The sequence below is a fragment of the Pseudomonas sp. GW821-FHT01C01 genome (assembly GCF_059422645.1).
Window position 1 is genome coordinate 18,430 of record NZ_JBWKXF010000065.1, and the last position, 12,331, is coordinate 30,760.

Sequence of the window (12,331 nt, forward strand, 5' to 3'; positions counted from 1 at the left end):
CACCCCCCCCCCCCCCAGCCCCTCCCCCCCCCCCCCCCCCCCCCCCCCCCCCCCCCCCCCCCCCCCCCCCCCCCCCGCTCCCACAGGGTGTTGTGCTAGCCGACAGGCATCAGGCTTGCAGCTTGAGGCCGGGGGCCTGCAACGGATCCTCCGTCAACTCCCGAATAAACAACCCCAGCAACTCCGACTGGCTACCAATACCCAGCTTGGCGTAGATGTTCTTGCGGTGGATCTTCACCGTGCCGGGGCTGATGTTCAGTTGTTCGGCCACTGAGGCGCTGGAGTGGCCACGCAGCAACAGTTGAACGATTTCCTGCTCGCGTCCGGTGAGGATATGCGCGCCGAAGTGGTCGAAGGCTTCGCGGATCTTGAAGTCCAGGTCCTGTGCCGGTCGTGGTTGCTGGGCCTGGCGCAAACGCCAGGCTTCGTTGATGACCTGCTCGACCACCGCTTGCGCGCACTCGACGAGCTGCATTTCGTCCCGGCTGAAGGCGCAACTGGCGCTGGAACGCATCAGTGACAACACCGCCATGGCGCCGCCACCGAGGTCGACGAAAAACGCCACTTCTTCTGCCAGCCCCGTCTGCTGGTAATAGGTCAGGAAGTACTCGCCGAGGTAGAAGTGGTCGGGGGCGAACTGGCGCAGACGCCACAGCCCCGGTGCCTGGCCGCGGGTGCAGGCCAGATAGAACGGATCGAGCAGGTAAGGCCCGCACTGATAGTCGTCGACATACACCGCACGCTTGTCCGCCGAGAACGTATCGAACAACGCCAGTGGTCGGTGATTGCCTTCGTAGATGAACAACACGAAATGATCGACCGGGCAGATTTGCCTGATCCAGTGGCTCAACCCCGACAACCGCGCATGCCCGGCAGGCAGGTCGAGCAGGTGGGCGACTCCGGTGGTCCAGAGTTTCAGTTCCTTGGGGCGCATGGTGGCTACAGGCAGAAGAGGATTGCTTTTGGATGCACAAAGTACGCCACGGCGGCTTTGCCCGTGTGGAGCGGGGCGGGTGGCGGCGCGACGTGGAAAAGACGCACCGCAACAGGGCCGGGTGTTACCGAGTGCTACAAGGTTGGTAGCAAAAGTGATCGGCTGAATCCTTCAGCGAGCACTCCGGGTCGAAGGCAACAGGATCGTCAGAATCCCCAGCAACGGCAGGTACGAACACAGCGTGTACACGTACTCGATGCCATGGATATCCGCCAGATGCCCGAGCAGCGCCGCACCGATCCCGCCGAAACCGAACATCAGGCCGAAGAACACCCCGGCGATCATGCCGACGTTGCCGGGCACCAGTTCCTGGGCGAAGACCACGATGGCCGAGAACGCCGAGGCGAGAATGAAGCCGATGATCATGCTCAGCACGCCTGTCCAGAACAGGTCGACGTAGGGCAGGGCGAGGGTGAAGGGGGCGGCGCCGAGGATCGAGAACCAGATCACCTGCTTGCGGCCAATCCGGTCGCCGATCGGGCCACCAAAGAACGTGCCCGCGGCGACGGCGCCAAGAAACAGGAACAGGTACAGCTGCGAACTGGCCACCGACAGGTCGAATTTCTCGATCAGGTAGAAGGTGAAGTAACTGGTGAAACTGGCCATGTAGAAGTATTTGGAGAACACCAGCAACGCCAGCACCACCAGGGCGAATGTCACCCGCCGTTTCGACAGGCCGTGGGTGGCCTTGCTGCCTTGCTTGAGCTTGAACAGGTTCAGGTGATTGCGATACCAGCGACTCAGGCCGTATTGCACGAGGATGGCGAACACCGCGAACAGGCCGAACCAGGCGACGTTGCCCTGGCCATAGGGAATGATGATCGCGGCCGCCAGCAATGGGCCGAAAGCGCTGCCGGCGTTGCCACCGACCTGAAAGGTCGACTGCGCCAGGCCATAGCGACCGCCCGAGGCCAGACGCGCCACCCGTGAGGTCTCCGGGTGAAAGGTCGACGAGCCAACCCCCACCAGCGCCGAGGCCACGAGTATTGCCGGGAAGCTGCCAACCATCGACAGCATCAGGATACCGATCAGGGTGCAGACCATGCCGGCCGGCAATAGCCACGGTTTGGGGTGGCGGTCGGTGTAGAAACCGATCCACGGCTGCAGCAATGAAGCGGTTAGCTGGAAGGTCAGGGTGATCAGGCCGACCTGAGTGAAGCTCAAGCCATAACTGGCCTTGAGCATCGGGTAGATCGACGGCAGCACGGCCTGGATCAGGTCGTTGATCAGGTGTGCCAGCGCACAAGCGCCGATGACACGCATGACCAGGGGGCTGGCCTGGCTGGCCACCGAGGCGGTGGATGACGGTGAACTGAGGGTGGTGGTCGACATGGGCGATCTTCCGGATAAATAACGCGAACTGCGAACGCAAGGCGCAGCCCATTTCAGGGTTCGGCGTTATCCTATGGCCCACAAAGTCGCCCGTCTCGCGCAACTCGGGCATAGACCATCGCAAAAAGGGCGTCATGATCAAGCCATTGCAGACATTTCTTGCGGAGATCGACCAGGGCGGCTGGAGCGTTCGCAGCAGTGCGACCGACTACCCGGAAAACTGGTTTATCGCGCCGCATTCCCATGAAAAGCATCAACTGATCTACGCCATCGAAGGCGTGATGGTGGTGCACGCCGCAACCAGCCAATGGACAGTGCCGCCGAGCCGTGGCATCTGGATGCCGAGTGGGGAAGTGCACTCGATTCGCTGTGTCGGGCCGATCAAGATGCGCAGCGTTTTTGTGCACCCCGGCGCGAGCCCGGATCTGCCCACCGAAACCCGGGCGGTGAGTGTGTCCGCATTGCTGAGTGAGCTGATCAAGGTTTCGGTTGATTTCGACTTTTGCTGCGATCCGGACTCGCGGGAAGCCCGGGTACTGCGCCTGATTCTGGATGAACTGACGATCCTGCCAACCTTGCCATTGAACCTGCCGCAGCCTGCCGATCAACGTATCAACCAGATCTGTAGCGCATTGCAGCGTGATCCCGGGGATGGCTCGACGTTGTCGGACTGGAGCGCCCGGTTGAACCTCGACGCAAAAACCATCCAGCGACGGTTCCGCAAGGAAACCGGCATGACCTTCGGCCAATGGCGCCAGCAAGCGCGTCTGCTGCTGGCGCTGGAACGAATCGCCGTCGGGGAGAAGATCATCGACATTGCCGGGGAGCTGGGGTACGACAGCCCGAGCGCGTTCACGACCATGTTCAAGAAGCAATTCGGCAAGACGCCGAGTGATTTTTTCAAGTGATGGAAAGGGTGTTCTCTTGCAGAAGAGAACATCCTTCGGTCATTGGCACAGCTTCAAACAAAAAGTCGCAACAGTATTGTTGCCAGAACCACCGTCGAGGCACCGCCAATGCGCGTGGAGATCTGCGTGAACGGCAGCAGCGTATGCTTGAGCGCGGCCGGCAGCAAGGCGTCCGGGAAGTCCCGATAGCAGACCGGGCGCAGGATGGCGGCGGTGCCGACCGAGGTGCGTTCACCCGGCAGTTCAAGGCATCGACCGGTTTCACCCCGCGCCAGTACCGCCAGGCCACCGGTCACGAGCAGCCGTCCGGTGTGGATTAGCGACGCGCCGCCAACGGCCCTGTAAACTGGCCGCGCAAAAGGCACCTGCCTTACCCTTTCAAGCAAGAGAGCTCCCATGGCAAACCACGACCTGACCTTTACCCCCGATCCTGATGCCGATTCGATTTCCTCCGACGTCGTCGGTTTCGGCGGTGTGCTGGTCTCCACCCAGATCCCCACCCGCGCCGACGGCAGTCTGGAATTGGGGGACATCACCCTGCAAAGCGAATGTACCCTGCAAGCGCTGAAGGTCGCGCTGGAGCGTGCCGGCAGTTCCATGGACCGCGTGATGCACTTGACCATCTACCTCACCGACATGGCCGACCGTGCCGCGTTCAACGAGGTCTACAAGCGATTCTTCGCCAAGCCGTGGCCGGTGCGCGCCGCCGTTGGCGTGGCGTCCCTGGCGGTAGAAGGCATGCGCGTTGAAGTGACCGCGATGGCGGCCAAGGCCTGATCGCAGCAACACAAACCCCCTGTGGGAGCGGGCTTGCTCGCGAAGGCGGAGTGTCAGCTTGCACAAGCGTTGACTGACCCACGGCTTTCGCGAGCAAGCCCGCTCCCACAGGGGTTGTGGCAGGTCAGGCCTACTCGAAACACCATCGGGCACCACACGGGTGCCGCTCAGGCATTTCGCCGCTACAATGCACGCCTCGACCGTGACAAGCCTGACTAAAAAAATTATGTCTTTGCCCAAACATCACCTGGAATTGCTCAGCCCCGCCCGCGACGTGACCATCGCCCGCGAGGCCATCCTGCATGGTGCCGATGCCGTGTACATCGGTGGCCCGAGCTTCGGCGCCCGCCACAACGCCTGCAACGAAGTGAGCGATATCGCCCAGTTGGTGGAATTCGCCCGTCGCTACCACGCCCGGGTGTTCACCACCATCAATACCATCCTGCACGACAACGAACTGGAGCCGGCCCGCAAGCTGATCCACCAGTTGTACGATGCCGGCGTCGATGCGCTGATCGTCCAGGATCTGGGGGTGATGGAGCTGGACATTCCGCCGATCGAACTGCACGCCAGTACCCAGACTGACATCCGCACTCTGGAACGGGCCAAGTTCCTCGATCAGGCCGGTTTCTCGCAACTGGTGCTGGCCCGCGAGCTGAACCTCAAAGAGATCCGCGCCATCGCCGACGAAACCGACGCGGCCATCGAGTTCTTTATCCATGGTGCGCTGTGCGTGGCGTTTTCCGGCCAGTGCAACATTTCCCACGCGCAAACCGGGCGCAGCGCCAACCGTGGCGATTGCTCCCAGGCTTGCCGTCTGCCGTACACCCTCAAGGACGAAAAGGGTGGCGTGATTGCTTACGAAAAACACTTGCTGTCGATGAAGGACAACAACCAGAGCGCCAACATCCGCGCCCTGGTCGAGGCTGGCGTGCGTTCGTTCAAGATCGAGGGCCGCTACAAGGACATGGGCTATGTGAAAAACATCACCGCCTACTATCGCCAGCGCCTCGACGCCGTGCTCGAAGACCGTCCGGACCTGGCCCGTGCCTCCAGTGGCCGTACCGCGCACTTCTTCCTGCCCGACCCGGAAAAAACTTTCCACCGTGGCAGCACCGATTACTTCGTCTCTGACCGCAAAATCGATATCGGCGCCTTCGACTCGCCGACTTTCACCGGTTTGCCGGTGGGTGTGGTCGAGAAAGTCGCCAAGCGCGACATGCAGGTCGTGACTCACGAGCCGCTGTCCAACGGTGACGGCCTCAACGTGCTGGTCAAGCGTGAAGTGGTGGGTTTCCGTGCGAACATCGCTGAACCGAAAGGCGAGTTCGAGGAGGACGGCGAGAAGCGTTATCGCTATCGCGTCGAGCCCAATGAAATGCCGGAGGGGATGTACAAGCTGCGCCCCAACCATCCGCTGAATCGCAATCTCGATCACAACTGGCAACAGGCGCTGCAAAAGACCTCTGCCGAGCGTCGTGTGGCCCTGCGCTGGGTCGCTCGCCTGCGTGCAGATCAGCTTGAATTGACGGCTACCAGCGAAGAAGGCATCAGTGCCAGCGTCACTCTGGCTGGTCCGTTCGGCGCCGCCAACAAGCCGGAACAGGCGCTGGAGCAATTGCAGGATCTGCTCGGCCAGTTGGGTACCACTCAGTACCACGCCATCGACATCAAGCTGGACGCGCCGCAGGCGTACTTCATCCCGAACTCGCAACTCAAGGCCTTGCGCCGTGAAGTGATTGAAGCCTTGACCGAAGCGCGGATCGCCGCCCATCCACGGGGCAGCCGCAAGGCCGAAACCACACCGCCGCCGGTGTATCCGGAGTCGCACCTGTCGTTCCTGGCCAACGTCTACAACCAGAAGGCCCGCGACTTCTATCACCGCCATGGTGTCAAGCTGATCGACGCGGCCTACGAGGCTCACGAGGAAACCGGCGAAGTGCCGGTGATGATCACCAAACACTGTCTGCGTTTCTCTTTCAACCTGTGCCCGAAACAGGCCAAGGGCGTGACTGGCGTGCGCACCAAAGTCGCGCCGATGCAGTTGATCCACGGCGATGAAGTGCTGACGTTGAAGTTCGACTGCAAGCCTTGCGAGATGCACGTGATCGGCAAGATGAAGGGGCACATCCTCGATCTGCCGCAACCGGGCAGCGTTGTGGGGCACATCAGCCCCGAAGACCTGCTCAAGACCATCCCGCGCGCGCCGCACTGAGTGGCCGGAGAGTGCGCCGCAACGGCGCGCTCACCTGTTGTTCAATACCCTTTGTAGTTGAAGTAAACGAATGCCACGGCAGCCGCGAGACCCAACGCCGCCAGGGTTTTTGTGCGTGCGGTTGCCTGGAATGGCGGCAGGGATTCGTTCGACGCCTGCTCATGGGGTTCGTGGCGGCGCTGCAGGATGCTCCGGTAGATGTAACGCAAGCCGATCAGCAAGGAAATGGTCACCAGGCCGAGGATCAGCCAACGCATCGTTGCCGGTTTTGCAGCGGTGGATACGCGGATCTCGTCTTCACAGGCCGCGCTCTCGAACTCCAGGACAGAAATGGGCTGGTAGACCGTCGAGGGCTGCTTTGCATCACCTTGCATCGCCGCCATTTGCTCCAGGTCCAGTGCCTGGTACTTCCAGAGCGTTGTCGATCCTTCCCGGCAGTAGGTGAACACAGCGGGGCTCGCGGCGCCGATGATGCACGCGTCGTCGATACCGATTTCTTTCAGGGTTTCCATTGCAGACCGTGTGAAGTCCATTTCGAGGACAGGAATGACGCCGTTGGCAGACACCGCGACCGACACCAACAGGCACGCCATGGCGCAGAGGGTTGATATTTTCAAGGTCGAGCCCCCCTCGTTTTTTGCAAGATTTTTGTTATAAACGCGGAGTCTGGTTGCGACCTGCTTTTGCTGAAGTCTAGACGCTGGCGACAAATCTGGAGCTGGCGGTCGACACTATCCACAGGTGTCGGCGACGGCTTTTTCAGCTCGTTTGAATTCCTGTTTGACGTCGGTGGGGATGCGTTGCTTTTTCAGTTCCTGGCCGAGGAAGGGTTGATCGCCTCGAGACTGGAGCTCGGCGTTCTCGGCTGTTATCTGCGCTTCGATGGCAGCGGCGTGCTTGTCGATGACGGCATCGACCTCGGCTTCATTTTTGGCGGTATCGAGCGCCATGACCAGCTGGCCGGCCTCGGCTTTTTCGGCTTCGGCATAGGCTTCGACCGTCAATCCGGAGGCCAAGGCTCGTGCCTGGGTTTCCAGGCCATTGAGATGCTCCCGGGCGGCCTTGCAGACCGCTTCCTGTCGCTGGCTCTGGATGTCTTCCCAGGCGTTCAACCCATAGATCGCGGCCCCGACCACCAATAGGGTTGTAGCGGTAGCCATTAATTTGCCTTTCACATTTGGCGCCCTCAGATGGCAAGGGGAAGGGTGTTGCGCAAACAATTCCCGATTCCATTCGGGCTAGGAAAAGCGTAGCAGACCTGGTCGGGCTGAACGTGTGTCGACCACTCGCCGAGATTCGGCTCAACACTAAGCGTATGTTTTAAAAAACAAATTGTTTTGTTGGGGCTTCCCAGACGAGGCAAAAGTTGGTAAATTGCCGCCCACTCTTGCACAGGCCCTCAGGGAGCCTGTTACGCAAGCAGGCAACAGGTCTTGTTGCCACTCAAGTAAGTGAGTGCCACGCACTCATCGCAACAGATACAGGGGCGTCGCCAAGCGGTAAGGCAGCAGGTTTTGATCCTGCCATGCGTTGGTTCGAATCCAGCCGCCCCTGCCATTTTCTTCCTGCGTAACCAGATAACACTCTATCAGTCGTTATTATTCGTCGGGTTTTGCTTTTTTGCATCCGTTGTCTGTTCACTCGTACTTCCTTGCCAATCAACGTCCAGGTCTGGCTCGCGGGCGTCCTTTCGGCACATTTATGACAGCTCTCTGATCTGATCGACTCTCGTCACAGGAGCCTTGCGAGCAGGGTTCCGGGACGGTCAAACTGGTCATCCGTCACTGAATCAGAGCAGCGCTGTAGTTGTTTCTACACAGCGCTTACACTGATGATGCTCGCCAATTCCTAACTTTAAAGTCAAGAAAAGGACGCCTCACATGAAAGTCAGTGCACGCAACGTATTCAAAGGCAAAGTCAGCCAGGTCCAGCAAGGCGCGGTCAACGCCGAAGTGGTTCTGACCCTCGCAGGCGGCGAGCAACTGGTCGCCGTCGTCACCATGGAAAGCATCAAGAACCTCGGTATCGCCGTCGGCAAAGAAGCCGTGGCAATGATCAAGGCGCCTTGGGTGATGTTGATGACCGAGTCGAGCGACATTCGCCTGTCGGCGCGTAACTGCCTGGAAGGCAAGGTACTGAGCGTTACCGACGGTGCGGTCAACGCAGAAGTGGTCATCGAGTTGGCGGGCGGTTCGAAGGTCTATTCGATCGTGACCCGCGATGCCGTGGCAGAACTGGGGCTGGCCGCCGGCGTCAGCGCCACGGCGGTGATCAAGGCTTCCCACATCATCCTGGGCGTTCCGGTCTGATCAGACACAAGCATTCGTCACTGATCCCCGTGATCCATTTTTCGATGGATCACGGGGATTTTTCGTTTTGGCCTTTCGATCTTCGTTACCGAAACCGCTCCGGGATGGCCTCGGCAAACGGGTACAAGGAAAAGTACGGCCTTGCCTCGTCGATCACGCGCTTGACCGAGGTCCTTTGGACCAACCTGTCGAAATAAGCACTCAAGTGATGATGAGCGTCGGGAAACGGCACGAGGGTGCTGGCATAGAACAGCGCCGGGGCGGCGGCGCAATCGGCCATGCTGAACGCCGGGCTGGCCACCCAGGTGCTTGCCGCCAGTTGACGTTCAAGCATGCCGTACGCCGTCTTCAGCGCGGCGCGTTCGCGGGTCAGGTCGCCGTTGGTGGCATTTATTCGGTCAGCGACGATCTTCTGCATGGGCACCTGGACGTGCAGGTCGAAAATACGATCCCACAGCCGTACTTCCAGGGCGGTTTCCAAATCGTCCGGAATCAGGTGCGCCTGGTTGGCATGAAACCGGTCCAGGTATTCAATGATCACACTGGATTCCGGCACATCCTTTTGGCGGGTGTGATCGCGAAGCACCGGAAACTTGCCGATCGGCCACAGCGCTTGAAGTTCGGCTCGGTCGGCATCGTTGCCCAGGTCGATGATCCTTTTTTCAAACTCGATTCCCAGTTCATAGAGAGCGATCAGCGCTTTGTGGCAGAACGACGAGAGCGGATGGAAATAAAGAGTCAGTGGCATCCTGCAATTCCTCGGTGAGATGCAAACCCTTTCATTATCGGTCGCCATCCGCCAATGCGCGAGGCGCTCCGTCCTGGTGCTCGCGATGCCGGTCGGCGTCACCCTGATGCCCGGCGCCAGCTGTACAGGTTAGAGTGCAGGTCTTGCGGCCTGAACATCAGGCATGCCACGTTTAGAGTCATATCGCCATGCACCGAATCGGACTCATTGTTTACCCCGGTTTTCAGGTTCTGGGCCTGGCCATGTGTGCCGCCTTCGAGTTGGCCAACAGTGTTATGGATGAGCCGTTGTACCGCATTGCATTACTGTCCGAGCCAGGTGGCCTGGTGCAGACGTCCGCCGGTTTTGGTGTGCAGACCGAAGCGTTCGACCAGCGCTCGTTCGATACGCTGCTGGTCATGGGCGACAACCTGATCCGTCCGACCACGCCGGGCATGCTGGATTTTTTGCGCCGCGCCAGTCACGGCACCCGGCGTCTGGGCTCGATTTGCACGGGGGCGATTGCGTTGGCGGAGGCCGGTTTGCTCGATGGCCGGCGGGCAACCACCCACTGGGCGCATGTGCCGGCTTTTCGCAAGGCGTACCCGAACGTGAAGGTCGAGGAAGACCGGATCTTCATCAATGATGGTCACCTGTGGACGGCGGCGGGCATGAGCGCTTGCGTGGACCTGGCTTTGGCGCTGGTGGAGAACGATCTGGGCGTCGACGTTGCGCGCAAGGTCGCGCGGCAATTGGTGTTGTACCACCGGCGTTCCGGCGGACAGTCGCAGTTTTCGGTGATGCTGGAACTGGCCCCCAAGACCGATCGCATACAAGCCGCGCTGAACTACGCCAAGCAGAATCTCAAGTCCGCACTGACGGTCGAGGAACTGGCCAGCGCGGCCAATCTCAGCCCTCGGCAATTCAGCCGGGTGTTTCATGCCGAAACCGGCCAGTCTCCGGCCAAGGCCATCGAAAATCTGCGGGTCGAGTCGGCCCGATTGATGATGGAAACCGGACGGCACTCCATCGATGTGGTGGCGACAGACACTGGCTTTGGTGACCGGGAGCGTATGCGCCGCGCTTTTATTCGTGCGTTCGGGCAGCCGCCGCAAGTGATTCAGCGTGCCAGTCGGGGTTGATTTTTTGATGTCCTTAAAAGTGGTGTATACGACATTTGTGCCTTTATATGATTGTCGTAATCTTGATCTCGTTGAAACTATTCCCTCAATGAGATTACCGCCATGACCCTCGTCAAAGCCGCTGCCGTACAAATCAGCCCTGTTCTTTACAGCCGAGAAGGCACCGTCGAGAAAGTAGTGCAGAAGATTCTCGAACTCGGCGAGCAGGGCGTGCAATTCGCCGTGTTCCCGGAAACCGTCGTTCCGTACTACCCGTATTTTTCCTACGTGCAGTCGCCGTTCGAAATGGCCGCCGAACACCTCAAGCTACTGGACCAGGCTGTTACCGTACCTTCGGACGCCACCGATGCCATCGGCGCTGCGGCCAGGCAAGCCGGCATGGTCGTGTCCATCGGCGTCAACGAGCGCGATGGCGGCACGCTGTACAACACGCAGTTGCTGTTCGATGCCGACGGCTCGCTGATCCAGCGTCGCCGCAAGATTTCCCCGACCTATCACGAACGCATGATCTGGGGCATGGGCGACGGCTCCGGCCTGCGGGCTGTCGACAGCGCGGTAGGGCGCATCGGGCAACTGGCCTGCTGGGAGCATTTCAACCCGCTGGCCCGTTATGCCTTGATGGCCGATGGCGAACAGATCCATGCGGCCATGTATCCGGGGTCGTTTGCCGGTCCGCTGTTCGCCTCGCAAATGGAAGTCAGCATTCGCCAGCATGCCCTGGAGGCAGCGTGCTTTGTGGTCAATTCCACAGCGTGGTTGTACCCCGAACAACAGGCGCAGATCATGGCCGACACCGGTTGCGCCATCGGTCCGATCTCCGGCGGTTGCTACACCGCGATCATCAGCCCGGATGGCACGGTGCTGGGTTCGTTGCAGGAAGGTGAGGGCGAGGTGATCGCCGACCTTGACATGGGCCTGATCGACAAGCGTAAGCGCATGATGGATTCCCGCGGTCACTACAGCCGCCCGGAATTGCTGAGCCTGCTGATCGACCGCACACCTCAAACCCATGTGCATGAACGCAGTGCGCATCCGAAGTTGGCCGAAGAGAGCGGGCTGGAGGAAGTGATTCGTTAGTTTCAGGCAAAAAAACAGGGGACTTCACCGAAGTCCCCTTTTGTTTGTCCGCGTAGCAGGTTTCGTTTCAGCGACGCCAGAAGAAACGAGCCAGCAGTGCATCGATGCTGAGCTTGCCCGCGCCAGACAGCAACAGCGGTGTGAGTGCCACAAGGTAGATCAAAGGCAGCTTGAAGTTGCCGTAACCCTTGTTACTGATGGCATAGCCTCGGGCAAGTTCACTCAGGGTGTGCCAGTCCGCAGGCCAATGGACGGCGGCGGTTGCGACCAGGGTCACCACCATCAGACTCATCGCCGAAAAACGCGTGGCCAGGCCCACCAGCAAGGTCATGGCGAAGATCAGTTCGGCCCACATCGACAGTTCCCAATTCAGCGTCGCTGAAACATGGTCGAACGGAAACGGAAAGCGGTCCTGGATATCGAAGAACCAGTTCTGGCCGTTGAACTTTTCCAGGCCAGACTCGAAGAATTCCCAGGCCAGGAACACTCGCAACGCCAGAGGCGCAACCCAGTCGCCGGCACGGTCGAGGTTCAGGTTCAGGCCTTTGACGGCCGAAGAAATGGAGGTGTTCATGGACGATGATCTCTTTCAGGTCAGGGAGGCGAGGCAACGGCATGCCCCGTGAGTTGTGCGCTTTGATCGGCTTGGCCAATCGACAGGCGTATTTCATCAATGGGGTGTATCTGCGGTGTGTCGTTGTTGCGCGGTTTTGAGTGCGGGGTGTGTCAGGGGCGGGGCTGTACACATTGAGATACGTAACCATGGGATTTTTCATCCAATGCACAACCAGGGTGGGAGCGGGCTTGCTCGCGAAAGCGGCGTGTCAGGCAACATCAGTCTGGCTGACAC

The 12,331-nt window shown here is 60.0% G+C and carries 12 protein-coding genes, 1 tRNA gene and 1 pseudogene; 7 read left to right on the plus strand and 7 right to left on the minus strand.

The features are described 5' to 3' along the window. Positions 1 to 109: 109 nt before the first annotated feature. Positions 110 to 934, minus strand: coding sequence for a response regulator transcription factor (locus AC07XF_RS26105; RefSeq protein ID WP_495028799.1), 825 nt, complete (start codon positions 932 to 934; stop codon positions 110 to 112). Between the two features lie 171 nt (positions 935 to 1,105). Then, entirely contained in the window at positions 1,106 to 2,326 is a 1,221-nt protein-coding gene (locus AC07XF_RS26110; RefSeq protein ID WP_495028800.1) for an MFS transporter, read from the minus strand. 134 nt (positions 2,327 to 2,460) lie between these two features. Between AC07XF_RS26110 and AC07XF_RS26115 the strand changes: the two genes are divergently transcribed. Next, a complete protein-coding gene (locus tag AC07XF_RS26115) occupies positions 2,461 to 3,234 on the plus strand; it encodes an AraC family transcriptional regulator (protein ID WP_495028801.1) in 774 nt (257 codons plus the stop codon). 53 nt (positions 3,235 to 3,287) lie between these two features. Here the strand turns inward: AC07XF_RS26115 and AC07XF_RS26120 are convergent. Then, positions 3,288 to 3,461: pseudogene (locus AC07XF_RS26120) on the minus strand (2-hydroxycarboxylate transporter family protein); the annotation flags it as partial. A gap of 169 nt (positions 3,462 to 3,630) precedes the next feature. Between AC07XF_RS26120 and AC07XF_RS26125 the strand changes: the two are divergent. Both AC07XF_RS26125 and AC07XF_RS26130 read left to right on the plus strand, forming a co-directional pair. After that, complete coding sequence (locus tag AC07XF_RS26125) at positions 3,631 to 4,011, plus strand: RidA family protein (protein ID WP_007990543.1); 381 nt, start codon at positions 3,631 to 3,633, stop codon at positions 4,009 to 4,011. A 226-nt stretch (positions 4,012 to 4,237) separates the two neighbouring features. Continuing rightward, positions 4,238 to 6,226, plus strand: a complete 1,989-nt coding sequence (locus tag AC07XF_RS26130) for a peptidase U32 family protein (protein ID WP_495028802.1) — start codon at positions 4,238 to 4,240, stop codon at positions 6,224 to 6,226. Between the two features lie 41 nt (positions 6,227 to 6,267). Here the strand turns inward: AC07XF_RS26130 and AC07XF_RS26135 are convergent, their stop codons facing one another. After that, positions 6,268 to 6,843 carry a hypothetical protein gene (locus AC07XF_RS26135; RefSeq protein ID WP_495028803.1) on the minus strand — a complete coding sequence of 192 codons (576 nt, stop codon included), beginning with the start codon at positions 6,841 to 6,843 and terminating at the stop codon, positions 6,268 to 6,270. Between the two features lie 114 nt (positions 6,844 to 6,957). Continuing rightward, positions 6,958 to 7,386 (minus strand): hypothetical protein, encoded by a 429-nt coding sequence (locus tag AC07XF_RS26140; protein WP_495028804.1) that lies wholly within the window; start codon positions 7,384 to 7,386, stop codon positions 6,958 to 6,960. Between the two features lie 322 nt (positions 7,387 to 7,708). Between AC07XF_RS26140 and AC07XF_RS26145 the strand changes: the two genes are divergently transcribed. Both AC07XF_RS26145 and AC07XF_RS26150 read left to right on the plus strand, forming a co-directional pair. Beyond that, positions 7,709 to 7,783: transfer RNA gene (locus tag AC07XF_RS26145), tRNA-Gln, on the plus strand. 323 nt (positions 7,784 to 8,106) lie between these two features. Further along, the gene (locus tag AC07XF_RS26150; RefSeq protein ID WP_495028805.1) at positions 8,107 to 8,535 is read left to right on the plus strand and encodes a TOBE domain-containing protein; all 429 of its coding nucleotides are present in this window, start codon (positions 8,107 to 8,109) and stop codon (positions 8,533 to 8,535) included. 85 nt (positions 8,536 to 8,620) lie between these two features. Here AC07XF_RS26150 and AC07XF_RS26155 read toward each other — a convergent pair whose 3' ends face one another. Beyond that, complete coding sequence (locus tag AC07XF_RS26155; RefSeq protein ID WP_495028806.1) at positions 8,621 to 9,283, minus strand: glutathione S-transferase family protein; 663 nt, start codon at positions 9,281 to 9,283, stop codon at positions 8,621 to 8,623. A gap of 188 nt (positions 9,284 to 9,471) precedes the next feature. Between AC07XF_RS26155 and AC07XF_RS26160 the strand changes: the two genes are divergently transcribed. After that, a complete protein-coding gene (locus AC07XF_RS26160; protein WP_495028807.1) occupies positions 9,472 to 10,404 on the plus strand; it encodes a GlxA family transcriptional regulator in 933 nt (310 codons plus the stop codon). A 102-nt stretch (positions 10,405 to 10,506) separates the two neighbouring features. Further along, entirely contained in the window at positions 10,507 to 11,481 is a 975-nt protein-coding gene (locus AC07XF_RS26165) for a nitrilase-related carbon-nitrogen hydrolase (protein ID WP_495028808.1), read from the plus strand. Positions 11,482 to 11,548: 67 nt separating this feature from the next. On the opposite strand, the gene AC07XF_RS26170 is transcribed toward AC07XF_RS26165, so the two are convergent. Continuing rightward, positions 11,549 to 12,055, minus strand: a complete 507-nt coding sequence (locus tag AC07XF_RS26170; protein ID WP_495028809.1) for an HvfX family Cu-binding RiPP maturation protein — start codon at positions 12,053 to 12,055, stop codon at positions 11,549 to 11,551. Positions 12,056 to 12,331: the final 276 nt, after the last annotated feature.

Coding starts and splice junctions, on each gene's coding strand:
- AC07XF_RS26105 (WP_495028799.1), bottom strand. CDS start 934: ATGCGCCCCAAGGAACTGAAACTCTGGACCACCGGAGTCGCCCACCTG.
- AC07XF_RS26110 (WP_495028800.1), bottom strand. CDS start 2,326: ATGTCGACCACCACCCTCAGTTCACCGTCATCCACCGCCTCGGTGGCC.
- AC07XF_RS26115 (WP_495028801.1), top strand. CDS start 2,461: ATGATCAAGCCATTGCAGACATTTCTTGCGGAGATCGACCAGGGCGGC.
- AC07XF_RS26125 (WP_007990543.1), top strand. CDS start 3,631: ATGGCAAACCACGACCTGACCTTTACCCCCGATCCTGATGCCGATTCG.
- AC07XF_RS26130 (WP_495028802.1), top strand. CDS start 4,238: ATGTCTTTGCCCAAACATCACCTGGAATTGCTCAGCCCCGCCCGCGAC.
- AC07XF_RS26140 (WP_495028804.1), bottom strand. CDS start 7,386: ATGGCTACCGCTACAACCCTATTGGTGGTCGGGGCCGCGATCTATGGG.
- AC07XF_RS26150 (WP_495028805.1), top strand. CDS start 8,107: ATGAAAGTCAGTGCACGCAACGTATTCAAAGGCAAAGTCAGCCAGGTC.
- AC07XF_RS26155 (WP_495028806.1), bottom strand. CDS start 9,283: ATGCCACTGACTCTTTATTTCCATCCGCTCTCGTCGTTCTGCCACAAA.
- AC07XF_RS26160 (WP_495028807.1), top strand. CDS start 9,472: ATGCACCGAATCGGACTCATTGTTTACCCCGGTTTTCAGGTTCTGGGC.
- AC07XF_RS26165 (WP_495028808.1), top strand. CDS start 10,507: ATGACCCTCGTCAAAGCCGCTGCCGTACAAATCAGCCCTGTTCTTTAC.
- AC07XF_RS26170 (WP_495028809.1), bottom strand. CDS start 12,055: ATGAACACCTCCATTTCTTCGGCCGTCAAAGGCCTGAACCTGAACCTC.